27 protein-coding genes are annotated in these 24,953 nt (G+C 63.6%); 14 read left to right on the forward strand and 13 right to left on the reverse strand.

The features are described from left to right. Positions 1 to 41: 41 nt before the first annotated feature. Positions 42 to 1,199 (reverse strand): pyrroloquinoline quinone biosynthesis protein PqqE, encoded by a 1,158-nt coding sequence (pqqE, locus tag CS1GBM3_RS02080; protein ID WP_072390732.1) that lies wholly within the window; start codon positions 1,197 to 1,199, stop codon positions 42 to 44. A 146-nt stretch (positions 1,200 to 1,345) separates the two neighbouring features. Beyond that, complete coding sequence (gene pqqC / locus CS1GBM3_RS02085; protein ID WP_072390734.1) at positions 1,346 to 2,110, reverse strand: pyrroloquinoline-quinone synthase PqqC; 765 nt, start codon at positions 2,108 to 2,110, stop codon at positions 1,346 to 1,348. Between the two features lie 171 nt (positions 2,111 to 2,281). Here pqqC and CS1GBM3_RS02090 point away from each other — a divergent pair, with 171 nt between their 5' ends. From CS1GBM3_RS02090 to CS1GBM3_RS02105, 4 genes are all read left to right on the forward strand, one after another. Then, on the forward strand, positions 2,282 to 3,226 hold the full coding sequence (locus tag CS1GBM3_RS02090; protein ID WP_072390737.1) for a PfkB family carbohydrate kinase: 945 nt from the start codon (positions 2,282 to 2,284) through the stop codon (positions 3,224 to 3,226). Positions 3,227 to 3,297: 71 nt separating this feature from the next. After that, on the forward strand, positions 3,298 to 3,828 hold the full coding sequence (locus CS1GBM3_RS02095) for a flavin reductase family protein (RefSeq protein WP_072393492.1): 531 nt from the start codon (positions 3,298 to 3,300) through the stop codon (positions 3,826 to 3,828). Positions 3,829 to 3,977: 149 nt separating this feature from the next. Next, positions 3,978 to 4,469, forward strand: coding sequence for an Hsp20/alpha crystallin family protein (locus tag CS1GBM3_RS02100; protein WP_072390740.1), 492 nt, complete (start codon positions 3,978 to 3,980; stop codon positions 4,467 to 4,469). 246 nt (positions 4,470 to 4,715) lie between these two features. Next, positions 4,716 to 4,982 carry a hypothetical protein gene (locus CS1GBM3_RS02105; RefSeq protein WP_072390744.1) on the forward strand — a complete coding sequence of 89 codons (267 nt, stop codon included), beginning with the start codon at positions 4,716 to 4,718 and terminating at the stop codon, positions 4,980 to 4,982. A gap of 18 nt (positions 4,983 to 5,000) precedes the next feature. On the opposite strand, the gene CS1GBM3_RS02110 is transcribed toward CS1GBM3_RS02105, so the two are convergent. From CS1GBM3_RS02110 to CS1GBM3_RS02130, 5 genes are all read right to left on the reverse strand, one after another. Continuing rightward, complete coding sequence (locus CS1GBM3_RS02110; RefSeq protein ID WP_072390747.1) at positions 5,001 to 6,194, reverse strand: ABC-type transport auxiliary lipoprotein family protein; 1,194 nt, start codon at positions 6,192 to 6,194, stop codon at positions 5,001 to 5,003. A gap of 10 nt (positions 6,195 to 6,204) precedes the next feature. Further along, entirely contained in the window at positions 6,205 to 6,987 is a 783-nt protein-coding gene (locus tag CS1GBM3_RS02115; protein ID WP_072390750.1) for an ABC transporter ATP-binding protein, read from the reverse strand. Between the two features lie 2 nt (positions 6,988 to 6,989). After that, positions 6,990 to 8,120, reverse strand: a complete 1,131-nt coding sequence (locus CS1GBM3_RS02120) for an ABC transporter permease (protein WP_072390753.1) — start codon at positions 8,118 to 8,120, stop codon at positions 6,990 to 6,992. A 35-nt stretch (positions 8,121 to 8,155) separates the two neighbouring features. Then, positions 8,156 to 8,644 (reverse strand): hypothetical protein, encoded by a 489-nt coding sequence (locus tag CS1GBM3_RS02125; RefSeq protein WP_072390756.1) that lies wholly within the window; start codon positions 8,642 to 8,644, stop codon positions 8,156 to 8,158. 235 nt (positions 8,645 to 8,879) lie between these two features. Continuing rightward, positions 8,880 to 9,626, reverse strand: a complete 747-nt coding sequence (locus tag CS1GBM3_RS02130) for a GNAT family N-acetyltransferase (protein WP_139247737.1) — start codon at positions 9,624 to 9,626, stop codon at positions 8,880 to 8,882. A 247-nt stretch (positions 9,627 to 9,873) separates the two neighbouring features. On the opposite strand from CS1GBM3_RS02130, the gene CS1GBM3_RS02135 reads away from it, so the two are divergent. The 6 genes from CS1GBM3_RS02135 (at position 9,874) to CS1GBM3_RS02155 (ending at position 16,659) form a co-directional block, all read left to right on the forward strand. Beyond that, positions 9,874 to 12,177, forward strand: a complete 2,304-nt coding sequence (locus CS1GBM3_RS02135; RefSeq protein ID WP_072390759.1) for a putative bifunctional diguanylate cyclase/phosphodiesterase — start codon at positions 9,874 to 9,876, stop codon at positions 12,175 to 12,177. Between the two features lie 62 nt (positions 12,178 to 12,239). After that, the gene (locus tag CS1GBM3_RS02140) at positions 12,240 to 12,986 is read left to right on the forward strand and encodes a class I SAM-dependent methyltransferase (protein ID WP_072390762.1); all 747 of its coding nucleotides are present in this window, start codon (positions 12,240 to 12,242) and stop codon (positions 12,984 to 12,986) included. 108 nt (positions 12,987 to 13,094) lie between these two features. Then, on the forward strand, positions 13,095 to 13,817 hold the full coding sequence (locus CS1GBM3_RS02145) for an adenosylcobinamide amidohydrolase (RefSeq protein WP_072390765.1): 723 nt from the start codon (positions 13,095 to 13,097) through the stop codon (positions 13,815 to 13,817). 88 nt (positions 13,818 to 13,905) lie between these two features. Beyond that, positions 13,906 to 15,318, forward strand: a complete 1,413-nt coding sequence (locus tag CS1GBM3_RS02150; protein WP_072390768.1) for a DUF6513 domain-containing protein — start codon at positions 13,906 to 13,908, stop codon at positions 15,316 to 15,318. Positions 15,319 to 15,352: 34 nt separating this feature from the next. Continuing rightward, complete coding sequence (locus tag CS1GBM3_RS19210; RefSeq protein ID WP_083566964.1) at positions 15,353 to 15,718, forward strand: hypothetical protein; 366 nt, start codon at positions 15,353 to 15,355, stop codon at positions 15,716 to 15,718. A 26-nt stretch (positions 15,719 to 15,744) separates the two neighbouring features. After that, on the forward strand, positions 15,745 to 16,659 hold the full coding sequence (locus CS1GBM3_RS02155; protein ID WP_083566966.1) for an NTP/NDP exchange transporter: 915 nt from the start codon (positions 15,745 to 15,747) through the stop codon (positions 16,657 to 16,659). 38 nt (positions 16,660 to 16,697) lie between these two features. Here CS1GBM3_RS02155 and CS1GBM3_RS02160 read toward each other — a convergent pair whose 3' ends face one another. Both CS1GBM3_RS02160 and CS1GBM3_RS19705 read right to left on the reverse strand, forming a co-directional pair. Further along, positions 16,698 to 17,774, reverse strand: coding sequence for an NAD(P)-dependent alcohol dehydrogenase (locus tag CS1GBM3_RS02160; protein WP_072390771.1), 1,077 nt, complete (start codon positions 17,772 to 17,774; stop codon positions 16,698 to 16,700). A gap of 148 nt (positions 17,775 to 17,922) precedes the next feature. Next, the gene (locus CS1GBM3_RS19705) at positions 17,923 to 18,078 is read right to left on the reverse strand and encodes a hypothetical protein (protein WP_171946411.1); all 156 of its coding nucleotides are present in this window, start codon (positions 18,076 to 18,078) and stop codon (positions 17,923 to 17,925) included. A 190-nt stretch (positions 18,079 to 18,268) separates the two neighbouring features. Here CS1GBM3_RS19705 and CS1GBM3_RS02170 point away from each other — a divergent pair, with 190 nt between their 5' ends. The 3 genes from CS1GBM3_RS02170 (at position 18,269) to CS1GBM3_RS02180 (ending at position 21,224) form a co-directional block, all read left to right on the forward strand. Next, positions 18,269 to 19,189 carry a LysR family transcriptional regulator gene (locus CS1GBM3_RS02170; protein ID WP_072390776.1) on the forward strand — a complete coding sequence of 307 codons (921 nt, stop codon included), beginning with the start codon at positions 18,269 to 18,271 and terminating at the stop codon, positions 19,187 to 19,189. Positions 19,190 to 19,442: 253 nt separating this feature from the next. Continuing rightward, on the forward strand, positions 19,443 to 20,642 hold the full coding sequence (locus CS1GBM3_RS02175) for an NAD-dependent formate dehydrogenase (RefSeq protein ID WP_072393497.1): 1,200 nt from the start codon (positions 19,443 to 19,445) through the stop codon (positions 20,640 to 20,642). Between the two features lie 66 nt (positions 20,643 to 20,708). Continuing rightward, positions 20,709 to 21,224 (forward strand): HPP family protein, encoded by a 516-nt coding sequence (locus tag CS1GBM3_RS02180; RefSeq protein ID WP_072390780.1) that lies wholly within the window; start codon positions 20,709 to 20,711, stop codon positions 21,222 to 21,224. A gap of 12 nt (positions 21,225 to 21,236) precedes the next feature. Here CS1GBM3_RS02180 and CS1GBM3_RS02185 read toward each other — a convergent pair whose 3' ends face one another. The 3 genes from CS1GBM3_RS02185 to CS1GBM3_RS02195 form a co-directional block, all read right to left on the reverse strand. Beyond that, on the reverse strand, positions 21,237 to 21,965 hold the full coding sequence (locus tag CS1GBM3_RS02185; RefSeq protein WP_072390783.1) for an HAD family hydrolase: 729 nt from the start codon (positions 21,963 to 21,965) through the stop codon (positions 21,237 to 21,239). A gap of 111 nt (positions 21,966 to 22,076) precedes the next feature. Then, complete coding sequence (locus tag CS1GBM3_RS02190; RefSeq protein WP_171946412.1) at positions 22,077 to 22,766, reverse strand: Crp/Fnr family transcriptional regulator; 690 nt, start codon at positions 22,764 to 22,766, stop codon at positions 22,077 to 22,079. 149 nt (positions 22,767 to 22,915) lie between these two features. Next, positions 22,916 to 23,224 carry a hypothetical protein gene (locus tag CS1GBM3_RS02195; RefSeq protein WP_072390788.1) on the reverse strand — a complete coding sequence of 103 codons (309 nt, stop codon included), beginning with the start codon at positions 23,222 to 23,224 and terminating at the stop codon, positions 22,916 to 22,918. Between the two features lie 226 nt (positions 23,225 to 23,450). Between CS1GBM3_RS02195 and CS1GBM3_RS02200 the strand changes: the two genes are divergently transcribed. Beyond that, positions 23,451 to 24,158 carry a hypothetical protein gene (locus CS1GBM3_RS02200; protein ID WP_072390791.1) on the forward strand — a complete coding sequence of 236 codons (708 nt, stop codon included), beginning with the start codon at positions 23,451 to 23,453 and terminating at the stop codon, positions 24,156 to 24,158. Between the two features lie 35 nt (positions 24,159 to 24,193). Here CS1GBM3_RS02200 and CS1GBM3_RS20205 read toward each other — a convergent pair whose 3' ends face one another. After that, positions 24,194 to 24,913 carry a helix-turn-helix transcriptional regulator gene (locus tag CS1GBM3_RS20205; protein WP_072390794.1) on the reverse strand — a complete coding sequence of 240 codons (720 nt, stop codon included), beginning with the start codon at positions 24,911 to 24,913 and terminating at the stop codon, positions 24,194 to 24,196. Positions 24,914 to 24,953: the final 40 nt, after the last annotated feature.

The following is a 24,953-nucleotide window of genomic DNA, read 5'->3' on the forward strand; positions in this document are numbered from 1 at the left end:
GTTTTCAGGATTTGTGAGGATGGTCGTGCTGCCCGTACCGGTCAGGTTACGGGCGTGCCTTGGCTCATGCGCCGGTAAATGAACGGCGGCGAGGGCGCGTCACTCTCGCGCTCCGCGACGGCTGCGAATTTCTCATGCCAGGGCGAGAGGGCACAGGCCGGGTCGGCGTTGGCCGCGTCGCCGGTGACGGCGAGCGCCTGGCAGCGGCAGCCGCCCCAGTCGATCTCGCAGCGATCGCAGCTCTTGCACGGCTCCTTCATCCAGGCCGTGCCGCGGTATTTCTGGAACGCGGGGCCGTCGAGCCAGATGTCCCTCAGCGGGCGCTCGCGCACGGTCTCGATGCCGAGGTTGGGAATGGTCTCGGCGGCATGGCAGGGCAGCACCTTGCCGGTCGGTGTGATGTCGATCAGGCTGCGGCCCCAGCCGCCCATGCAGGGCTTCGGGCGCACGGCGTAATGATCGTGGGCCACCACGTCGAAAACGAGGATTCCCTTCAGCCGCTCCTTTGCCGCGCGCACGACCTCTAGCGATCTGTAGAACTGTTCGCGTGTCGGGATCAGCGCGGCGCGGTTCTTGAGCGCCCAGGCGTAGTACTGCGTGTTGGCGATCTCGATGCGGCCGGCTCCGGCCTCGACCGCGAAGTCGATGAGGGCCGCGACGTTGTCGATGTTGTGCCGGTGCACAACCACGTTGACCGTCAGCGGCAAGTCGAGCTCGCGGACCCAGCGGCAGACATCGCGCTTTTTCGGCAGACCGCCCTTGTAGCCCGAGATGCGGTCGGCGTTTTCCGGGTCGGTATCCTGGATCGAGACCTGCACGTGGTCGAGGCCGAGATTGGCAAGGCCAGCCAGACGCTCGCGCGTCAGTGTCACCCCGGAGGTGATCAGGTTCGTGTAAAGGCCGGCCTCGACGGCGCCGATCAGGATCTCCTCCAGATCCTTGCGTGCGCAGGGCTCGCCGCCCGAGAGATGAACTTGCAGCACGCCGAGGTCGGCGGCTTCGCGGAAGACGCGCCCCCATTCATCGGCCGAGAGCTCGCCGCCGCGCGGCATGACCAGCGGGTTCGAGCAATACGGGCATTGCAGTGGGCAGCGGTACGTCAGCTCGGCGAGCAGGCCGAGCGGTGCGAGAGGGCGTGTACACGCCGGCGCCGGCTCGGCGCTATCGGTGTGTGTTCCTGTCGTGAAGACCCCGGACACGGTGTCGTTTCCTCTCGTCGAAGCTTCCCCTCCTCGCGTCATGGCGGAGCCAAGCTCTGCATGGACGTCGGGAGGGGGAACCGCACGGCTGATGGGTTCGCCCCTCCCTGACCCTCCCTCGCAAAAAAGGGAGGGAAGCGCAGTTGTCACATCCCGTCCGGACGGTAGGTACCAGGCGGAGCCATGCCCACGACGTAGGCGAGGTGCAGGGCGTCGAGCTGCGCCCACAGCACGTCGCATTTGAAGCGCACGGCATCGACGCAGGCTTCCTGCAAGTCGCGCGTATTGGCGTACTGCTTGACGAATTCGAGCGCGAAGGTGGCATCGCGTGGGGCTTGCGACAGGCGTCGGCGGAAGTAGGCCATGACGTCCTCGGTGACGAAGTCGTAGTTGGCCAGCATGCCGGCGATGCGCTCGCGGTGGATCGAGGGTGCGAACAGCTCGGTCAGCGAGGAGGCCGCGGCTACGACGAGCGGTTGCTCGACGACGAAGCGTACGTAGGCTTCGACGGCGAAGCGCGTAGCAGGAAGTGCGCCCTCCATGCTGGTCACGTACTCGCGGTCGAGCCCCAGGCAATCGGTGAGCTTCAGCCAGCGTTCGATGCCGCCCGCCTCCTCGGGCAGCAGGCCGTCATGATCGTGGATGCGGTGGATCCACTCGCGCCGCAAGCCGCGATCGTGCGTGCGGCTCATGAAGGCGGCGTCCTTGCGCGGGATCGCCTCCTGATAGCAGTAGCGGTTCAGCGCCCAAGCCGCGACCTGCCCCTTGCTCAGCTTGCCGCCATGCAGCAGCTTATGGAATGGGTGCAGGTCGTGGTAGCGCTCGGAGCCGACGGCGCGGATCTGCGCCTCGAACTCGGCGGGGCTCCAGGGTGCGTTTTCGGCCTCGATCTGTCTCACGAACTCGTTCATCGGGGAACCTTTCGTCGGCTTCTGTGCTGGGATTAAGCACTGCGGATGCCGGACCTTGCCGGGGGACCCGCGGGCCGGCTTGATCGAGGTCAAAAAGCCCGATCACGGAGCGTTCAAAGCATCGTGTGACCGGCGCGCTACCGGTCGGCGCATGCGCTCAGAGAGGACCTCATGCCGGCAAAGGCCCTTGTTGTCGTCGGCCACACGGCGCTGGACCGCGTCTATCGGATCGAGAGCTTTCCCGGAAAGCCGACCAAGGTGCGCGCGCTCGATCATCGCGAGGAGGGCGGCGGATCGGCTGCCAACGCTGCTGCTGCTGCTGCGGTGCTCGGCGGCGCCGTGCGTCTCTGGAGCCGCGTCGGCGATGACGATGCGGGCGAGAAGGCGCGGCGGCAACTGGCGCGCTGCGGCGTCGACGTCGGTGGCGTTCTGACGTGCGCCGGTGCGAAGACGCCGACGGCCGCCGTCATCGTCGATTCGAACGGCGAAAGGTTGGTGATCAGCGAGGATGATCACGTCCTGCCGATGGAAGCGGACTGGCTGCCGCTCAGCGAGATCGCATCGGCGGGCGCGGTGCTGAGCGATCTGTCTTGGCTCGAGGGGACGCGCGCTGCTTTTGCGGCGGCGCGCGCGGTTGGCGTGCCGACACTGGTCGATGTGGATCTCGGTGGTGGCATTTTGCTCGAGCGGGTCATCGAGGTTACCGACTATGCAATTTTCTCGGGGCCGGCATTCGAGCGTTTCGTTCCCGGCGCTGATGACGAGGCCCGGCTCTCGGCGCTGCTCGATCTCGGCTTGCGCCATGCCGGCGTGACGCGAGGAAAGCGCGGATATCTCTGGGCCACTGGCGAAGGGAGGCAGTCGCAGGAGGCGTTCGAGGTGCCTGTCGTCGATACGACGGGTGCGGGTGATGCTTTTCATGGTGTCTTTGCGCTGGCGCTGGCGTCGGGCCTTGCGGATACGGAATGCGTGCGAGCTGCATCGGCGGCGGCGGCGCTCAAGTGCCGGCGCCTCGGGGCGCGTGCCGGGTTGCCGAGCGCGATCGAACTCGATGGGTTCCTGCTCGAGCAGACCGGGCGCGGTCTCGCCGAAGGGTGGCTCGCCGACGTCCCGTGAGTTGCCGCCTTGTGCGGGATCAAGCACGGCTCGCTTTGCTTGGTGCACTTTAGGCTATGAGAGAGGTGGGCGTGAAAGAGCTTCCGTTGGCCAAAGTCTATCAGCTCCTCGAGCCGGGGCCGGTGGTGCTGCTGACGACGGCTCACAAGGGCCGCGCCAATGTCATGACGATGTCGTGGCATATGATGGTCGAGTTCGAGCCGCCGCTGGTGGCCTGCGTCGTCAGCAACGGCGATCACAGCTTCGCGGCGCTCAAGGCAACGGGAGAGTGCGTTATTGCCGTGCCGGCCGCCAGCATGGCGGATGCGGTTGTCGCTGTCGGGAATACGACCGGGCGCGGTCTCGATAAGTTCGAAGCCTTTGGTTTGACGGCCGTTCCGGCCGCATCGGTGGCGCCGCCGCTGGTTAAGGAATGCTTTGCCAACCTCGAATGTCGGGTCGTCGATCGCCGCCTGGTGGCCGTCTACAATCTCTTCGTGCTGGAGGTCGTCAAAGCCTGGGTGGATCCCCGGCAGAAGTCGCCCAAGACCTTGCACCATCGGGGTTACGGGACGTTCGTCATCGACGGGGAGGTGGTCCGGCTCAAGTCCAAGATGCGCTGAGGCGGAACCTTAAGGGCCGTGCCGCATCTCTTTGAGCAGCGTCAATGCCTGCAGCTGACGCAGCGATTTCCTCTTTGCCCACGATCTCGTGGGTAACCACGGTTCGCATGTTTTTCGGAAAAGTGCGTGCTTACGGAAAGGAGAGACCCATGGCTAACACTCAAGTCTCGAAACCTGCATCCGCTCCTCAGCGCCGCGTGCCGGATGTGTTTGACGCGCTGCACGGCGAATTGGATCGCGTGTTCCGCACCTTCGAGCGGGGCTGGCCACGTTGGCCGAGCCTGCTTCATGGCGCTGCGATGGATATCGCGCTTCCCAATATCGACGTGCACGAGAACAGCAACGCCATCACGATCGAAGCCGATTTGCCGGGGCTCGACGAGAAGGACGTCTCAGTGACGCTTGCCAACGGCGTGCTCACGATCAAGGGCGAGCGCAAGAGCGCGCGCGAGGAGAAGGATGAGAGCTACTATCTGAGCGAGCGCAGCTTCGGCAGCTTCGAGCGTTCGCTAAAGCTTCCCGACACTGTCGACGAGAGCAACATCGAGGCCCGCTTCGACAAAGGCGTGCTCAAGGTCATCGCGGCGAAAAAGCCCGGCGCTGACAAGGCGGAGAAGAAGATCCAGATCAAAAAAGGCTAGCCTTCGGTTGCTGCATCCCTTCGACAAGAAAAGGCCGTGGATCGATCCCCGCCACGGTCTTTTCTGTTCAGGACGAGGTTTTATCCTTGGATGTCCCCTCTTTAGGGATGTACGGCGATGGCGTGGCACGCGGTCTCAAGCGTCTACGTAGCCCCAAATCCCGGGGTGGAACAGCGGTGGTAGCGCGCGCTCGCAACTTCGGGGTCGTCGCCCTATATAAAGCCCGCCATGCGGCCCGGAGGTACCATGAAACCCAAGCGCGAGGAGACGGTGATCGTCATCGATCGCCACGCGGAAGCGAACCAACTCAAGGGCTGGCGGCGCTGGCTGGCGACGGGAGTCGGGTATCTGGTTTTTGCGTTGGCGGCCCTTGTCGGCCTCGCCCTGTTTCTCGGGCTGGCCATGACGTTTCTAATGGTGCTCGCGGTTGCCGTTCCGCTCGCTATCGTCTTGGCGGTGATTGCTTATGCGATGGGCTATCGAAAAATCGACATACGGCGCGACCGCTTCTAGACCCGCTGTTTCTCGCGATCAGGGGGCTGGCGGCTCGGGGACATCGTCGGGCGTAGCGTTGCTGCTATCGTCCTTGGCAGGCTCCTCGGAGGGCGGCAGTTTCGAAAACCACGGCACGGCATCGCCCAGCACCTTGCCGAAGGCGCCGTCGAGGGCGGCTATGGCGGATGGTGCGTCGATGGCCGCAAGCGGGGCGCTCTCGTGGAAGACGCGCGAGCCTTCGATCTTTCCACCTGCGCTCACAAGCTTGACTGTGATCTCGACTTCGGCCTTGGGCTCGGGCTTCAAGACGACCGCGAACTGGCGGATCTCGGCCTGAAGTTGGTCGCTCGGCTCCAGCGTGTCGAGCGGGCGTGTGATGGAGCCGAAGCAGCCGGTCCCCTCAAGGCTCTCAATGACCTTGGACTGCACGACCGCCGGAATGTTGTCGGTGAATTGTGCCTTCTCGAACGGGGCGTCCTCCGGCGGATCTCCGACGATCACGACCCGGTCCGAGTTGAACGCCATCGGGGCGGCGGGCTCGGGCACGACGAGCAGTTGGCGCGTCGGCTCGGAGCAGTCTTTTGAGGCGGGAAGTGCGGTCAGGTTATAGATGCCGGGCTTGGCCTTGCCGCCGCCCGCGAAGCGCTCGAGTCCGGCCAGGATACCGTCGATGCGCTCAGAATTGCGCGAGAGAACGCCCGCGAAATTGCTGATGCCGGTAATGGCGTCGTGCAGAGCGGCACTGTTGTCGTCGATGACCTTGTCGAGGCGATTCAGCGTGCCGCGTGCCGATTGTGTGAGGCTTTGGGTGCTCTCGGGGCTCGCCTGGAGGAGCGGCACCGCTGCGCCCGCGGCAGCCGTAAGCGGTGCGGCACCGGGATCGCCGCCCTTCAGCTCGATGATCGGTGCACCAGTGAGGCCTTGGAAATCGACGTTGACGGTCGTGTCGGCCCGCACGGGAGCCGAGCGGTCGACGGCGATCGTGACGAGCACGTCTTTGGGTGCGTCGGCAGAGAGCTGGATATCTGTCACCTCGCCGACGCGGATGCCGTTGAAGAGGACGCTCGAGCCTTTGAGCAATCCGGATATCGAGCTCTGGAAGCGGACCTGGAAGATCTGGCGGTCGCCAAGCCCTCCGGTGTTGAGCAGCCAGTAGACGAAGGCAAAGACCGCCAGCGTCGCAGCGAGCACAAAGGCTCCGACCAGGGTGTAACGGGCCTGTGTTTCCATGTCTCCGGCCTCAAGGCTCTATGTTGGCAAAGCGGGCGTTCTGCGCGGTGGCGCGACGGCCGCGGAAGTATGAGCGGACCCACGGGTGGTCGCTCGCGAGCATGTCCTCGATCGAGCCGGTGGCGACGACGCGGCCGTCGGCGAGAGCGCCGATGCGGTCGCAGATCGTGTACAGGCTTTCGAGGTCATGGGTAATCATGAAGACGGTGAGGCCCAGCGTCTGCTGCAAGGTGCGGATCAGGGCGTCGAAGTCGCCGGCCGCGATCGGGTCGAGGCCCGAGGTCGGTTCGTCGAGAAAGACCAATTCGGGATCAAGGGCCAGCGCGCGGGCGAGTGCGACGCGCTTGGTCATGCCGCCTGACAGCTCCGACGGAAGCTTGTCATGGTCCGCCTTACGCAGGCCGACCATGTCGAGCTTGGTAGCGGCCATCTCGTCCATGAGGCGCTGGGGAAGGTCGAGATATTCGCGCATCGGGAACTGCACGTTCTCGAGGGCGGTGAGCGACGAGAACAGCGCACCCTGCTGGAAGAGGATGCCCCACTGGCGCTCGACCTCGAGCCGCTGCTGGCGTGTCGCGGTATCGAGGCGCGTGCCCAGCACCTCGATGGAGCCGGCGCGGCGCGGGATGAGGCCAATGATGGTGCGGAGCAGCACAGACTTGCCGCTGCCCGAGCCGCCGACGAAGCCGAACACCTCGCCGCGGCGCACGTCGAATGAGACGCCGTTCAGCACCGTGCGGCGGCCGAAGCCCACCACGAGGTCGCGCACGGAGATGATGGCGTCGTTGGTCATGGCTACATATCGATGGCGGCGAAGAAGACGGCAAACAGGCCATCCAGCACGATGACAAGGAAGATCGATTTCACGACCGAGGCCGTCGTCTCGCGGCCGAGCGACTCGGCGCTGCCCTTAACGGCGAGGCCCTGTGTGCAGGCCACGATGCCGATCACCAGCGCCATGAACGGCGCCTTGATCATGCCGACCTCGAAATGGGTGAGCGAGACGGCTTCGCGCAGCCGCTCGATGTAGATGTCCGGGCTCATGCCTCCGTAAGCCCAGGCCACGAGGCCGCCGCCGTAAAGCGCGGCCATGGAGCCGAGGAAGGTCAGGATCGGTAGCGCAATGATGAGGGCGATGATGCGCGGCAGGATCAGCACTTCGACCGGATCGCGGCCCATGGTGCGCAGGGCGTCGATTTCCTCGCGCATTTTCATGGAGCCGAGTTCGGCGGTGTAGGCGCTGCCAGAGCGCCCGGCGATCATGATGGCGATGATCAACACGCCGATCTCGCGCAGCACGAGAATTCCGACCATGTCGACGACGTAGGCATCGGCCCCGAACTTCCGGAAATGGAAGAAGCCCTGCTGGGCAATGATGCAGCCGATCAGGAAGGTGATCAGCAGCATGATCGGCACCGCCTGCCAGCCGACACGGTCGAGGTGGTGGACCGTGGACGTGAAGCGGAAGCTGCGTGGATTGGTGAAGATGCGCGCGATGGCAAGCACGACGGCGCCAAGCATGGCGGCGAAGGTCAAAAGCTCCTGGCCGAAACGCGCCGTGGCGCGGCCAAGCTCGCTCACCGACTGCAGGATCGAGCCGCCGCTGCGCTGGTGGGCCGGGCCGCGTTCCGTGCTGTGGATCTCGTCGTATAGCGCGCGGTAGCGCTCTGGCAGTCCGTCGAGGTGGGCTTCGGGACCGGAGTCGCGGCTGCGCAGAAGCCTTTCGAGGAGCCACGCGCCGTAGGTATCGAGCGCGGTGACATTGTGCACGTCGATGGTCACCGCTTGGTCGGCGGGGGTTGCGCGTACGGTCTCCTCGATCAGCACGTCGAGGTTGCGGGCATGGTCTACGGTCCACGAACCGGCAGCGGCCAGCTCGATCCGCCCCGCTGCCGGGCGCGCGATCAGGGACGGGGGCGAACCCATCTAACCGTTTGCCTTTCTCGTGATTGGCGCCGGCGTCATTTGCGCGACAGGCTCACCGTGACGCTCTTCAGAGGTATGCCCTCGGTGTCAATGGCGACATTCTGCTTTGACTTGTCGTAGGTTATCTTCATCGTGCCTGCCACGCCACCGGAGATGGCCAGCGTCAGGTTCTGCTCCGTGAGCTTGCCGGTGACAGCGCCCGAGGCATTGTACGTCCGCTCCTCCCAGCTGCCGCTCAAGGCGCCGCCGCTGGAACTCACCTTGGAGCGCATCTCGATCTTGTTGGTCTTGCCGGAGCAGCGCACCGCAATGCCGAGCTGGGTCCCGCTCCCCGTGTAGTAGGCATCGCACTTCAGCCGCTCGCTGGTGCCGTCCTGAAGGCGGTAGGTTCCACTGCCTCCCCAGGAGCCTAGCAGTGTCTCGAACGTGGGATTTGCGAAGCTGGGCGTAGCGAAGACAGTGGCGGCGAGCGCAGGCGTCCAGGCGTAGGCACGGCGCCAGAGTGCAGGACGAGAAGGCTTCATGCGGTCCTCGGTTCTACGGTTGCATCCGGGTCCCAGCGGGGGCCGGATGCACAATATCTTTCGCTTGTGGTCGAAAAGCTGACGCAGGCACTCGCGCGGCTACGGCCTCAAGAGACACCGTTTATACGTCACACGCAACTCCGCATCACGACAGTAGCAGCCCCTAGCCGTGAATTGATCTGGGGGCAGCGAATGCGGCGGAGGCATGACTGGTGCAGGTGTGGCGGAGCGAAACTCAGCAGGCGTACGTGACCCAGATATTGGGCTCTTCGTAGCGGCCGACCCCTCGCTCGAGGTCGATATTCAGGGGAACGAGCGCGCCATCAATGACATAAGAGCCGGATTGGGCATATTCGGTCTTGGCCCAAGTCTCCCAGAACCCGATTGGCTCCTCGACCACCATGGACCGTTTGCAGGGGCCGAGCAGCTTGCCACCCGAGGACAGATGGCTGCGCAACCAGGGATCGAAGGCGCGGCCTTTGCCATCGGTCCAGGTCACATAATCGTCGATGCCGACCCAGGGGTGGCGTGCTTTCGAGGAGGGCCTTACGGCCGCGAACACGGCGCGCAGGCCTTTTGATTCGGCCAGCTCGCGCATGGCGCGGAGCATCCTACGGCCGTAGCCCTTGGCGCGATGCACGGCCGGGATCGACATGGCGAGACCGCCGAGGACGGTGTGCGGACCCTTCGGCCGTGCGCCAGTCTCTACAACCCAATCCCATCCCTCCTGAGGAAGATCGCCGGAGCCGTTGTAGCTCAATGGCACGCTGTTGAAGACAGCGACAGGATAGTCGGTCTCTTCGTCGACCAAGCAAAGCTGATAGTCAGGATATTTCTCAATAAGCTCAGTATAGAGCTCATAATGGGCGCGCGTGTAGTTGAGATAACCTAACGCACTCCACGACGCCTGCTCTATGGAACTCGCGGCTTTTCTTAACTCATCACTGTAGGCGCGGTTACGGATTACGAGGCGAGACGTCATGTTCACGCTCAAAAATATGCTCTACGCGAAGATAATGTGATGCGGTTACCAAGACGATAAGATTAATAAATCCTAAACGAGCGGGAAGCAAACGAAAAAAAGTTAACAACACATTTGGAGCTACCCACTTTTGGACGACAACTAACACCTCTTTAATCATAAGTTTATATTCAAAGTTCAATTAAACAAAGACTTAGGCGTTGCGCGCCAAACCTCGGTTGAACGCATGGAAAAGGCCGTGACGCTAATGTTGCTTGGCGACGCATCCAATCTTTACGAAGGAGATCTCCGCCGTCTGACGCGGATTATTCGTGCGGCCATCACTTTCTTCGGCCTGCTTTTGCTCGCGGTGATTGCGTTTGCGGGTTGGTCTGCGAACAAGGCGGCAACGGATATCGAGCGCACACTGGTCGAAAATGCGCTTAATCAGAGCATTGCCGCTGTGCTCAACGGGCAAAAGAGCGTGGCCTGGTGGGATGAGGCTGTCACGAACACCGCAGACGGTGCGCTCAATCTCGATTTCGCGGATGCGGAGTTCGGGATCTATTTGACCGAGACTTACGGGCACAACGAGATCTTTGTTCTCGATGCTCGCGATCAACCAATCTACGCATACCTGGATGAAGGGCGCGCTGCGCCCGAGACTTACAATGGACGGCGAGCCATTATCGCGCCGATTGTTGCTGAAGCGCGCCATGGCACTGCAGATTCCCGCTTACGCGCGCGTTCCGATGAGTTCGGTCGCGCTCAGATGAGCTACAAAATCCTGTCGCGCGCGGTGAAGTCGGCGCGCTGGGCTGGCCACATCGTATCGGTGAATGGGAAGCCGGCTGTTGTCGGCGTCATCACCATCATCCCGAACGTCGATCTCACTTTGTTGGAGACGCCATCCAAGCTTCTGATCAGCATCAGCTATATCAATGAAGAGTTCATCTCGAAGATCGCCCGTACCCTGCTTCTGCCGGATCTTAAATTGACTCCCGAGCCGATCCAGGCAAGCGGCCTGTATGTTCAGCCGTTCATGGGCGACGACGGGAAAGTGGACGGCTATCTCTCGTGGACCACGCGCAGGCCGGGGCAAGTGCTGTTGACCGTGATCCTTCCGTTGGTGGCGTGTGGGGTGTTTGCGACCGGCCTTCTGTCCAGCCACATGTTCGGGCGCCTGAAGCGTGCTTCCGATGAACTCACCCAGCGTGAGGCTCGGGCCCGCCATGCCGCCAAGCACGACGCGCTTTCGGGGCTGCCCAATCGCCAGCATCTAATCGAGGAGGTCGATGCCAAGCTTGGTGCCCCAGAGTTTGGGACCAATGGGCAACAGATCGTCGCGGCCTATCTCGACATCGACAGGTTCAAGGATATCAACGACACGCTTGGTCACGAGACCGGCGACAAGTTGATCAAGGCCGTTTCAAAGCGTCTCGCCGCGCGCCTTCGTGCCCATGACTTCCTGGCCCGTTTCGGCGGCGACGAATTCGCAGTTCTCAGCATGTCGCCCGACGTGGATGCGGACACGCGTCTCGCTGCGCGCATCGCGAGTGCCTTCGAGGAGCCGTTTGCAATCGAAGGGCAGTCGATCCGCGTCACCGCCTCGGTTGGCATTGCCAGGGCACCGGATCATGGGCGCTCTGCCGACGAGCTCATGCGACACGCCGATATCGCGCTCTACGAAGCCAAGAGCCAAGGGCGTGACAGGGCGATGACTTTCTCCAGCGATATGGCGAGGCAAGTCGAGACGCGTCGCTCGATCGAGGTGGACCTGCGCACGGCCATCGAGCGTGAAGAGCTCAAGCTATTCTATCAGCCGATTATTTCCTGCCGCACCGGCGCGATCGTTGGTGCGGAGGCCCTTCTGCGTTGGCGTCATCCGCTGCGCGGGGAGATCTCGCCGGCAACCTTCATTCCGATCGCCGAGATTTCGGGCCTCATGCCGAGCCTTGGGACGTGGATGCTCGAACGAGCGTTCCAGGACGCGAAGCGTTGGCCTGACCTCGAGCTAGCAGTCAATCTATCGCCGGTCCAGTTCAATCAGACGGATCTGCAGGCCACGCTGCGCCGCCTCACGACAGAACACGATGTCGCTCCAAACCGGATCGTGCTCGAGATCACGGAGGGTGTGCTGCTAGAGGCGACGGACCAGACCAAAGCCGTTCTGCAAGGTTTGCAGGAGATGGGCTTCCGTACCGCGCTCGACGATTTCGGTACGGGCTACTCGAGCTTGGCATATCTCTGCAATTTCAAGTTCGACAAGATTAAAATCGACCGGTCGTTCGTCTCCAACGTGTCAAATGCGCTGACATCTCGCGCGATCGTGCAGTCCGTTGCTTCTCTTGGGCGCGGCCTTGGTATGCAGATCGTCGCCGAGGGCGTGGAGACCGAGTACGAAGCTGTCATGATGAGCCATTTCGGCTGCACGGAGCTGCAGGGCTACTTCTTCTCTAAGCCCATTCCGGCGGCCGATCTCAGCACGCTGCTCGAAAAGTTCGAGCCGCGGCATATGGTGCCGTTTTCTGATCTGCAAACGGTTGATCCACCCCGCAGCGCGACGGCTTGATTTTTTTGTCGCTATCACGATTGCTCTCCCCTGGGACCTTATCCGAGGCGGGGCGAGGAGCGATGGCCGACAAGGGCAATGCCGACTATCAATGGGATGGCTTCGACGCTGAACAGTACTTTCAGCAGTACTACGGCGAGCCGCATGCCGACGATGATCGTGTGGTCGAATTTGCGGTCAATGCGTTAAAGCAGGCGACCCCTCACGACCGTTTGCTCGACGTCCTCGACGTTGGCACGGGGCCCAGTCTGATCCCCTTTCTGTGTGCGTTGCCGCGTGCCAGGCGGCTCACAGCTTGGGAATATTCGGGAGCCAATATTGCCTGGCTCAAGTTCGAACTGGCTCGGGACGAGCTGCGGCCGCAGTGGCGCCATTTCTGGGATGTCGGGCGCGCTGCATACGGTAAGGGGTGGGATTTGCCGGACAATCCAGCGGTCGCTCTGCGCGAAAAAAGTGTCCTTACGCAGGGGTCGATCTTTGACTTGCCGCGTGCCGCTTGGGACGCTGCAACCATGTTCTTTTGTGCCGAATCCATAACAAAGCGACAGGACGAGTTCGAGGCCGCGTGCGCTGCCTTTGCCCGTTCGGTGCGGCCGGGTGGTACGCTTGTGGCTGCGTTTCTCGCACAGTCGGAAGGATATATCGTGTCCGATTATCTTTATCCGGCATTAAATCTGTCACCGGAGGCGATACAGCGGACCTTTGCGGCGCATGCGGACGGAATCGTCGTCGATGCGGTTGGCATGGTGGATCATGAGATTCGCAGTGGCTATTCGGGCTTGATCTTCCTGACCGGTACGGCGCGGTAAGCGGGCCTGGACCGTCTTGAGGGGCGTTCCGCGGGTGGCCATCCGCAGCGCCGGTTGCTTGACCGCCGGGCGAAATCTGCAGAAGGTCCCGCTCTGGCGCGTCGCTCGATGCGCTTCCTTCCGGAGCCGAGGTTCGTCCTGTTGACGCTGCCGTTCTCGATTTCCTGCCAGCCGCCGTACCTGGTCGCGTCGTTCGACGCGCCGCAGACGATGCTGTCGTGGTCGATCACACGGCCGGGATTTTGCGCGGCCCGTCGCGTTGCGTGGCTCGGGGTGCGCAACGCGGATCTGCCTCCGTCCGAGGATCCGATCGACAGCATCAGCCGCCTTATGGCGAATGCCGATCTGGCCGATGCTGTCACACTCGTCACCTCGCGCGATATCACACGCTACCATCTCGCGCATGCCGAGGTCGAAGATATCGCTGCGGCCTGCCTGACGACGGTCGGGCTATCCAACGGTGAGCGCGTCGGCCAGCGCTGCCGGGAGCCGGTGCCGCTGCCGGGCACCATCAATATGCTGGTGCACGTCTCTCGTTCCATGAGCGAGGCGGCGTTCATCGAGACGATCTCGATTGCCAGCGAGGCGCGCACGGCGGCGGTGCTCGACGCGCGGATCCACCGCGCCGGTGTGGCCGTGACCGGCACCGGGACGGACTGCATTGTCGGAGCAGCGCCGAGGGGGGACGGCGGGGTGCGTTTCGCCGGCCTGCACACGGCCATCGGCGAGGCGGTCGGCGACGCGGTGTATCGGGCTGTCCGCGAGGGTGCCGAGGTCTGGGAGCGGGATTTCATCGCAGCCAGGGCCGCGGCCAAATCCGCCGCGGAGTAGCGGGCGTTAAGCGTGAAGGATCGCCCTGGGGGGAAGCTCGCGAGATGTGCCATACTTGCGGCTCGATAATCGGAGGATTGGGGCACGCATGGCCGAGCGCGTGGTGCTGGTAACGGGTTCGCTGGCGGAGCCGCGCGTGAAGCGGGTCGCCGAGCAGGTGGCGAGCGACAAGCTCGAGCCGGTGGTTGCCAACGTTGGCGTCAAGGTGGCGGCGCTGATGACGACGGATATCGTCGAGCGGCGGCTGACGCTGCCCGAGGGGGCGGATCGTGTCGTCATGCCGGGGCGATTCCGCGGCGATCTTGAGCGACTGTCGGACTTTTTCGGCACGCGCTTCGAGCGCGGGCCCGACGAGGTGGCGGATCTGCCCGAATATCTCGGCCACGCCCGCGAGAAGACCGACCTTTCCCAGTACAACATGACGATCTTCGCCGAGATCGTCGATGCAACCTTGATGACGCCGGAGGAGATCGTCACGCGGTCGCGTATCCTGCGGGCGGACGGTGCCGACGTCATCGACCTCGGCTGCCTGCCGGACAGTCCGTTTCCGCATCTCGAGGAGGCCATTGCGGCGCTGCACGCGGATGGGGTGCGGGTTAGCGTGGACAGCTTCAACTCGGAAGAGCTGTCGCGGGCGACGAGGGCGGGTGCCGACTTCCTGCTCAGCCTCTCGGAAAAAAATATCGATATTGTTGATGAAGGGCCAGCGGTACCGATCCTCGTGTCTGCTGGATCTCACGACATGGCGTCGCTCGACTGCGTGATCGACATCATGATCGCGAAGGGGAGGCCCTACTACGCGGATCCCATTCTCGATCCGATCCACTACGGCTTCGCGGCCTCGATCGCGCGCTACGTCGATCTGCGCAACCGGCGGCCGGACGTCCCGATCCTGATGGGCATCGGCAATGTCACGGAGCTTACCGACGCCGATACCACGGGTATCAACGCGCTCTTGATGGGGCTTTGCTCGGAGCTCGACATCACGGCGGTGCTCGCCGTGCAGGTGAGCCCGCATTGCCGGACCGCGATCCGGGAGTTTGATCGCGCGCGGCGCGAGTTCTACGCGGCGAAAAAGGCTGGCTCGCTGCCGCAGGGGTTTGGCGGCGGGCTGATGGCGCTGCGCGATCGCAGGGGCTTCGCGACGACGCCGGAGGAGATCCGAACGCTTGCGCCGCAGATCCGCGACGCGAACTACAGGATCGAGGTCGCCGAGGACGGCATCCATATCTACAACAAGAACGGGCACCATGTGTCGGACGATCCGTTCGAGCTGTTCCCGCATCTCGATACGCGGGCGGACGCGGGGCATGCGTTCTACCTCGGCGTCGAGACGGCGCGGGCCGAGATCGCCTATCGGCTCGGCAAGCGCTACGCGCAGGATGAGCCGCTGGAGTTCGGTGTGGTCGCGGAAACCAAGGGCTCGGCGGACGATGCCCACCTGCTCAAATTCAAGGAAGCCGGCTCGACGCTGAAAAAGGACAAGCCGGACGGGGACTGAGGGCTGCGCCGGGCGCGGTGAAGAGGGGGAGCCGATGGGTCAGGCGGACGCGCGGGCGGAGCCGGGGTCGCTCGCGTATCGGATGCTCCGGCGTGCGGTCGAGATCGAGCGCGCAGAGATTGCGGCGGCGGTCGGCTCGTTCGTCACCTTCGCGCTCGTGCTTGGTGGCTACTATCTGATCCGGCCCGTGCGCGAGAATATCAGCGCGGAGGCCACCGCCGATCAGCGCCAGCTCTGGTTCATCCTGGTGTTCGCCATCATGGCCGCGGCGGTTCCGGTGTTTGGGTGGATCGTGGCGCGGGTGCCCCGCGCGGCGGTGCTTCCGGCTCTCTATGCGTTTTTTGTCGCGCTCATGATCTTCTTTGGCTGGCGCTCGGCAGCGGCGATGCGGGTGGGCTAGGTGGGGCGTTCTTCGTCTTCGGCAGCGTGTTCAACCTGTTCGTGGTGTCATTGTTCTGGATCCTGATGTCGGATCTCTACGACAGCGCGCAGGCTAAGCGACTCTACGGGTTCATTGCAGCCGGCGGCACCACCGGGGCCGTGCTCGGGCCGCTGGCGGCGAACGGGCTGGTGCCGGTTGTCGGTCAGGACAATCTGCTGCTCGTCGCGGCGCTGGTGTTTGCACTTGCGGCCGTGCTGTCGGTCTGGCTGAGGCGCGTCGCGGTGGATGGCGCCGCGCATGACAACGCGATCGAGGCGCCGCCGACGCTGCGCACGCTCCTCTCGGGTGCGGAGCGCGTGGTGCGCGACAGCTATCTCTTGCGGATCGCAATCTACGTGCTGATCGCGAACCTGCTGTCGACGTTCTTTTATCTCGAGCAATCGCGGCTCGCGGGCGAGACGATCGCCGATGCCGGTGAGCGGGTGCAATTCTTCGCCGAACGCGATCTGATCACGAGCGTGCTTACGGTGCTCGTGCAGGTCTTCCTGACCGGACGCATCATGGAGCGGTTTGGCGTCAGTGCCGCGGCCGCCGTGCTGCCCGCCGTCACCATCGCTGGCCTGGCCCTCTACGCTGCATTGCCGGACCTCTATATCGTGGCCGGGATCATGGTCGCCGAGCGTGTCGCCGCGTTCGCGCTCTCGAACCCGGCGCTCAAGGTTCTCTACACGGCGGTCGATGTGGACGAGCGCTACAAGGCGCAGAACTTCGTCGACACCGTTGTGTACCGTGGCGGAGACGCTCTGTCCGGAGCTCTGCTCAATGGCCTCACGAAGTCTGCGGGGTTCTCGTTTGTCAGTGTGGCGCTGATCTCAATTCCGGTCGCGGGCCTCTGGCTCGCCCTTTCAGCCCGCTTCGACCGGGCGCTCAATGCGCGTGTCGCCGAGCACGTTCGCTGACGGTGGGTGATGGCTGACCCACCGTCAGAACGCTGCTCTCAGGGCGTAATGGCGACCTTCAGCACCCCATCGCGCTGGTTGGCGAACAGGTCGTATGCCTCTTCTATCCGGTCCAGCTTGAAGCGATGGGTGACGAGGCCGCTGAGATCGACGCGGCCGGAGGCGACGACCTCCATCATGCGCCGCATCCGCTCCTTGCCGCCGGGGCAGAGCGTGGTGCGGATCGAGGTGTCGGTGAGGCCGGCACCGAAGGCATCGAGAGGAATGGTGAGATCGGTCGAATAGACACCGAGACTCGACAGCACGCCACCGGGACGCAGGACGCGGAGCGCGGATTCGAATGTGCGCTGTGTGCCGAGGGCCTCGATGGCGACATCGACGCCGCGTCCGTCGGTCAATCGCAAGATCGCCTCGATTGGGTCCTCGGCCTTGAAATCGACGACGTGGGTGGCGCCTAGGCGCTTGGCCATCTCGATCCGTGCCGGGACGGATTCGACGGCGATGATCATCGTCGCACCCATGAGCTTGGCGCCTGCCGTGGCGCAGAGCCCGATCGGGCCTTGCGCGAACACCGCCACCGCATCGCCGATCTTCACGCCACCCGTCTCGGCGCCGGAGAAGCCCGTCGACATGATGTCAGGGCACATCAGCACCTGCTCGTCGGTGACGTGCTCCGGGATCGGCGCAAGGTTTGCCATCGCATCCGGTACGCGAAAGTACTCGGCCTGGCAGCCGTCAATCGTGTTTCCGAACTTCCAGCCGCCGAGCGGCTTCCAGCCGTGTTTGGTGCCGGCGCCGTCTTGCGAGCCGCAGCCGCAGAGGCAGGCGTTGCTCCAACCGGAAGGCGTGATGGCGCCCACGATGACGCGCTGGCCTTCCTCATAGCCCGTCACGGCGGAGCCGAGCTTCTCGATGATGCCGACCGGCTCGTGGCCGATGGTCAGGCCCTTGGCCACCGGATACTCGCCTTTGCGGATGTGAACGTCGGTGCCGCAGATCGTCGTGGTTGTCACGCGGATCAGCGCGTCGTTCGGTCCGATATCAGGGACCGGTTTCTCGTCGAGGACGATTCGTCCCTTCTCTACGAAGATCGCCGCTTTCATCTTCTGCGCCATAGCTGCTCTCCATCCGTTTGTGTTGCGATGGACTTAGCGCCGGGAGATCGGTACGCCTTGATTGATAACAAGGCCGATGGAGAGAGCGGGCAGGCTGCGTGTGCCGGGCTTGATCAATGGTTGGCCCGATCGATCAGTTTTTAAGGGCTCAATCGTCGTCGTCCTCATCGCAGGGGATAGGATACTCGACGGCGGGATCAATGCAGTCCTCTTCCTGGATCGTCGCGCGCGTGGGCGCGGCGACGCCGACGGTGATCAAGATCAGCGCCAGGAGCGCAAGCATCAGGGCTGTTACAGGCTTCATGTGGCGGTCCATATGGACGCAAGCAGTGGGATTTTTACGCCGGTAGGTGGGGTGGAAAAAGGGCGAGGGAACTCGGCGCGGCAACATCTTGCGCGTTTTGCGCAGCACTGACATCCTCGTCATAATCTTGATGTAATAAGTCAAGATATGGCACTGTGCCGCCGTCGTGCCCCCAAGCGGAGCCTGCTCCATGTTCATTCGTCAGATGACCTATCTCGTCGCGCTTGCCCGCGAGAAGCACTTTGGGCGGGCGGCCGACGTATGTAACGTCACGCAGCCAACGCTCTCGTCCGGTCTCAAGGCGCTGGAGCGGGAGCTGGACATGCGGCTCGTCATCCGTGAGCCGCGCTTCATGGGGCTAACGCCCGAGGGTGAGCGGGTCGTCGAGTGGGCAGGGCAGATCCTCGCCGACTACGAAAGCCTGAAGCAGGACGTCGAGGTGTTCCGGGGCGGGCTACGCGGCACGCTGCGCCTCGGGGTCATCCCGGCGGCAATGCCGGCCGTGGGCAGGCTCATCGCGCCGTTCTCCAATAAATTTCCGCAGGTTTCGGTTGATGTTCAGTCGATGACGTCTGCCGAGATACAGCGCGGGCTGGACCGCTTCGAGCTCGACGCGGGGCTCACCTATCTCGAGAACGAGCCGCTTTCGCGCGTGCGCAAAGCGGCGCTCTACCGCGAGCGCTATCTGTTCGTGACCAGTCGGGACGGCCCCTGGGCAAATGCGTCGAGCATTACGTGGGCCGAGGCCACGGGAGCAAACCTTTGTCTGCTCAATGAAAGCATGCAGAACCGGCGGGTGCTCAACAATCTGGCCGGCTCCTTGGGGTTCGACCTTTCACCGACCGTCACTACGAACTCGTATCTCGCCGTCTGCTCGCATGTGGGCAGCGGCGCCTGGTCGAGCATCGTGCCGCACACGTTCGCCTACATTTTCGCGGGCTGCGAGGATCTGGTGCTGATCGATCTCGTCGATCCTGTGCACAGCCAGACCATCGGGCTCGTGGCTTCCGATCGCGATCCGTTGCCGCCGCTGGCGCGCGCATTAATGAAGCTGGCGATGCGCATCAATCTCGAGGTCACCCTCGACAACAAGGCGCTGGCGGCGGCCTGATCGATACCGTCAATCGAGTGTTCCAGCGCATTAATTTGACCCACTCGCCCTGAAAACCCAGATTTCGCGGGCCTTGGCGAACGTAAGGGGCCTGCAAGGAGTTCCAGTCGCTGAGGCGAGGAAGCGCGAGGAGTTTAATGCGGCGCAAAAGATCGCCGCAGCCCTCATTCGAGCTCTTTCGAAGTCCGGCCTTCGCCGGCCGATGCGCTGCCTCATGTCCGATCCCAGGAGGCGAACCTGAAGGAGATGAATGATGGCAAAGATCGTATGTGTTCTCTATGACGACCCCGTCGACGGCTATCCGAAGTCCTACGCCCGCGACGACATTCCGAAGATCACCAAGTATCCCGACGGGCAGACGGCGCCTACGCCCTCGGCCATCGATTTCAGACCGGGTGAGCTGCTTGGCAGCGTCTCGGGCGAACTCGGGCTGCGGAAGTTTCTTGAAAAGGCCGGGCACACGCTGGTTGTCACGTCCGATAAGGACGGCGCCAACTCGAAGCTCGACCAGGAGCTGTCCGACGCTGAGATCGTGATCTCGCAGCCGTTCTGGCCGGCCTACATGACGGCGGAGCGCATCGCCAAGGCGCCAAAGCTCAAGATGATCGTGACGGCGGGCATCGGCTCCGATCACACGGACCTGCAGGCCGCCATCGATCGCGGCATCACGGTCGCGGAGGTGACCTACTGCAACTCGAACAGCGTCGCCGAGCACGTGGTCATGCAGATGCTCTCGCTCGTGCGGAACTACATCCCCTCCTACAATTGGGTGATCAAGGGCGGCTGGAACATCGCCGACTGCGTGGCGCGCTCCTACGATATCGAGGGCATGCACGTCGGCACGGTGGCGGCAGGCCGCATCGGGCTGCGCGTGCTGCGACTCCTGAAGCCGTTCGACGTGCACCTCCACTACACGGATCGGCACCGGCTGCCGGCGGAGGTCGAGAAGGAGCTCAACCTCACGTTCCACGAGAAGCCCGAGAGCATGTATCCGGTTTGCGATGTCGTGACGCTCAACTGTCCGCTCCACCCGGAGACGGAGCACATGATCAACGACAAGACGCTCAAGCTGTTCAAGCGCGGCACCTATCTCGTCAACACGGCGCGCGGCAAGCTGTGCGATCGCGATGCCATCGTGCGCGCGCTCGAAAGCGGACAGCTCGCGGGCTACGCGGGCGACGTGTGGTTCCCGCAGCCTCCGCCGCAGGACCATCCGTGGCGATCGATGCCTCATCATGGCATGACGCCACATATCTCGGGCACGTCGCTCTCGGCGCAGACGCGCTATGCGGCGGGCGTGCGTGAGATCCTCGAGTGCTATTTCGCCGGTAAACCGATCCGCGACGAGTACCTGATCGTACAAGGCGGCAAGCTCGCGGGCGTGGGTGCGCATTCCTACAGTGCCGGCAATGCGACCGGCGGCTCGGAGGAAGCCGCGAAGTTCAAACGCTGAATGCGAACACCGGCGGGCCCGCCCGGAGCCCGCCGGTGTTTCCATGTTTCAGGGGGGGATTCCGCTATGTCCAACATCGAGTCTACGGTGCTCCGCCGCACCGCGCTCAGGGGTGCGCTCGATCGCGTCAAAAGTGCGCCATGGTTGGCGGCTGGGCTTGCCGGATTTGGTGGATTCCTGACCATTGCGCTTCTGGCGAGCCTTAACGCGGCGGATATCCTGCCGCTGCTGATCGCGCCGTTTGGCGCGAGCAGCGTACTCGTGTTCGGTGCACCTCAAAGCCCGTTCGCTCGCCCGCGCAACGTGATCGGTGGACATGTCGTGGCGGCGGTCATGGGGCTCGTCGCCGTGTCTCTGCTCGGGCCGGGTCCACTTGCCATGGCCTTGGGCGTGGGGCTCGCGATCGCGGCCATGATGGTATCGGATACGGTGCATCCGCCGGCAGGGGCGAATCCGATCGTGGTGGCGTTGACGGGGGTCGGCTGGTCGTTTCTCGCCGCGCCTGTGTTCGTTGGTGCAGTGGCGATTGTTGCGATGGGGCTCGCCTATCGACGGCTCGCCGCCGGTCGTCTGGCGCGTTGAGGCGTAGGCTTCCTATCCGTGATGCAGCGGAGCGCGCAGCCAGGCACGGCCGTCGCTGGCGATGAAGCGCATGATCTGCTCGTGCAACTCGTAGGCGGTCTCGACATGGCAGGTCGCGCTCACGGCGCGCACGGAGAATGAGCTGTAGCCGTACGTGACGAGGATCACCGGGAGGCCGGCCGCCACGGCCGCGCCGGTGTCGGCGCCCGTATCACCGATCATCAGCGTGCGCTCCGGTGTGCCGCCCGCGAGCGCGATCGCTTCGCGCAGCGGGCGCGGATCCGGCTTCTTGGCGCGATCATCGCGAAAGCCGACCACGGCGTCGAACATATCGAGGATGCCGAGCTGGTCGAGGATCTGGAGCGAAATCCGCTCGACCTTGTTGGTGCACACGGCCATGCGCGCGCCGCTCCGCTTGACGTCATCCAGAAGCTCGGGGATGCCGGAGTAGAGGCGTGAGAGTCGCACCGGTGTCTGCGCATAGGTGTTGATGAACCGGTTCAACGCCTCGCCTGCCTCTCCCGCGGGCAGATCGAGCCGTTTGGCGACGATTGCGCGCCAGAAGAAGCCGCTCAAGCCTTCGCCCATCATCATCGCGCCCTCGTCCGGGCTCAAAGTGCCGATGCCGTAATGCTCAAGGGCGCGGTCGAAGGCGGCGCAAATGTCGGCTACGGTATCGACCAGAGTGCCGTCGAGGTCAAAAACGATGGTCAACGGGATGGGCGGCAGCGGTGTTTTCATGGTGATCCTCTCGTCCGTCGTCGTTGCGGAGGGTTGTGAGAGGTCTCTCGGACCGATGCGATCTGAACGCGGAAGCGCGGTTCTGGTTCGATCGGTCGCGAAGTTGGTTAGCTAGGCGGGTTCCGCGATCAATGAATTCGCGGCGTCCGTGCAGGCTCTGAGCCGCGGCATGTCCAGCACCTCGAAATGGCGCCGCCCCGAGGTGGCAATGATGCCGCGGGCCTTGAGGCGGGTAATCTGGCGGCACACAGTCTCGAGCCGCAAGCCCAGGCACTCGGCCATCTCTTGACGTGACAGCGGTAGCAGCATGCCGGTACGAGGTGTCGGGCTCTGGCCCGACGACGAGGGCGGTGCGAGGCGCTCCGTGATCATGCGGAGCAGGGCCGCGACTCTCTCGAGCGCCGTCGTGCGCCCGAGCAGGAAGGCCCACTCCCGCGCCGTATCCAGGTCTCCGGCGATGCGTTTCAAAAGGGCGCGCTCGACGCTCGGATGCTCGCGCATCAGGGTGTCGAAGGCACGCCCCGAGAAGCTGCAGAGCTCGAGGTTGGTTGCTGCCTCCGCCGACATGTTCGGGTTCTCGGAGAAGGGTCGTCCGACGAAATCGGAGGGGAATTGCAGCCCCACGATCTGCTGACGCCCGTCAGGCTTGGTGATGACCAGCTTGACGACACCGGAGATGATCAAGGCAAGGGACTGGGATTGGCGCGCTGCACCGTAGAGGCTCCGTCCTGCCGGGATCCGCAAGCGGTGGGAGATGCCAGCGAGGGCGCACGCCGCTTCGTCGCCTATGGCGCCACACAAGGATGTCGCCTGCACGGGGCAGCGAGTGCATCGGAGGGGTATAGCCATGCTTGCGGCCGGTCGCGCTCTCTCGGGATTCGTTTGGCCGCGAGTATGCGCTGCTGGCGATGGGCGGAATTGACCGCGATCAATGCCGTCGGTGACGCGCGTCAGCCGCCGTCGGTGCCGCTATCGGTCGGGACGTCGAACAGGTCGACGGCGTGGGTCAGGTGCTCGAGGGCGATATCCGCATGCCCAAGGCCCTCGTTTGGAAGTGAGGCAAGAGCTGCGTGGAGATCCTCGAAGCCACTCTCGGCGGCGGGGCCTGCGGAGAGGATGTCGGCCAGGATGGGGCCTGCCTCGAGATCGAGATGGAATGCCTCGGCCGTCGCGGTGACGTCCGCGCTCGCTGCGGGCGCGTCCGATGGAGCGACGTTCGTGGCCGAGGATTTCTCGGCCGTGCCATCAGGATTATCCATTTCCGGCTCCGGAGTGCGCGGTGTTGACCCGATATAGGACGCGATTCGAGTTCTTTTCGCAGATTGCGCCGGGCTTCCTTAACAAACCGCGAACGGATGAACCAAGCCAATTTCCGTGCGTTAGTTGAGACGGCTGGCCTGTCGTTTCCGACAGTAGTTGGGGTTGCTGTTCATGGACTAGGCTTTGCTCTGTCAGCGAACCACTGCCCAACCTAGCGAGGCGCCCGTGTTCGATCAGGTCCCCCCATCCAGCCGTTCTGCGACGGGCGCGGGTGCGGGCCGTGCGGAGGCGGACGACGCCAAGGCGCTGATCGAGCGCGAGCTGATAGATATCGTGCGCTGGCACCTCGCGCGCGAGGCAAGCGCCGCCGAGATCATCCAACGGCTGTCCTATAAGCTCGATCAAGGATCGGAGCTGGCGGAGCGCGCCCGTGGCTATGCGGGGCGGCTCAAGCTGCTCGTGGCGCGCATCGGCGCATTGCTTCCGGGGACTCCCGTCGCGGCGCCTAACTTTTTTGCGCCCGGTGTCTGCTCGGAAATGATCATTCAGTCGCTCGATGCTGGGACGGCCCGCAGGGTGCTCATGCAGTTTCTTCAGCATCATGCCCCTATTCCGTCGGCCACGTTGATCTCGGCCGGTGAAAGACTGCGCTCGAAGGGCTTCGATAAGCTTTGGCAGCGGGTGGCACGGGAGCGCGAGAAGATCGCGAGCTGGCTTGAGGTTGAGGTGTCTCTGCGGGAGGGGCCTGCTCGATCGCCTGTAGACGCGCGCGGAGAGGATCGGGACCAGGAATCTTTTGCGAGCGAAACGCAGCCAGCATCACACGCTTCCCAGACGCTGCGGGATGACGAAGAGACGGGAAACCACATGACTGCGCCGCCTGCGACCGCCCGTATCTTCTACAACCCGCCGCAGATCGTGAAATGGATGTAGACCGCGTGCGATCAAGCGGGTTGAGCTCGCTTCGATCACAGGGAAATGAGCTGCGTTGCGACAGCCTTGGCGACCGCCTGGGTGGTGGTTGCGCAGTTGAGCTTCTTGCGCGCGGCGTTGAGGTGGAAGATCACTGTTCGCTCGCTGATGCCGAGAATGCGGCTTGCTTCCCAAGCCGTCTTGCCGGCGGCGGTCCACTTCAGGCAATCCAGCTCGCGCGCCGAGATCAGGAGCGAGTCGAAGGTATCATGCCCGTTGAGGCGCAGGATGTGGCTGTGGAAGTACTTGCCGAGAATGCGCAGCTCCGTCATCACCGAGCTAGTGAGAAAATCGCCGTTGGCGGATGCTTCCGGTATCGCGGCCGCGAACACGGCGGTTTCGCCACGCAATGTCGAGAGCGCGAACGACGCCGCGCGGCGCTCGTCTACCTCCTGGCTGCCGTCGGGGGTTCTCAGCTTAAGCTCGATCTTGAGGCGCTCGCTCGCGGTCCAGTCCACGGGGCTCGTTTGGAGAAGGCCAAGATCGCGCAATCCATCAACGCTGAGCGGGGCCAGCGTCGTCTTCTGGCGGATGGCGCTGTTCGAGTAGGCGCAGTGAAGGAACTGGTTTCCCTTCTTCGGGATGTTGATAGCAACGTATGACACTGACGACAGCCCATAGAGGGACAGTGCCGCCTTCAGGAATGCGACGCCCTCGTCGCATTTCTGGAGCCGCGGCTCCGCTTTGGTGACTTCTAAAAAGAATGATTGCAACATTTTCGCCTACCCGATCCAGGCTCTGTTGTGCGGTGCAGTT

The organism is Hyphomicrobium sp. CS1GBMeth3, assembly GCF_900117455.1.
GTDB lineage: Bacteria > Pseudomonadota > Alphaproteobacteria > Rhizobiales > Hyphomicrobiaceae > Hyphomicrobium_C.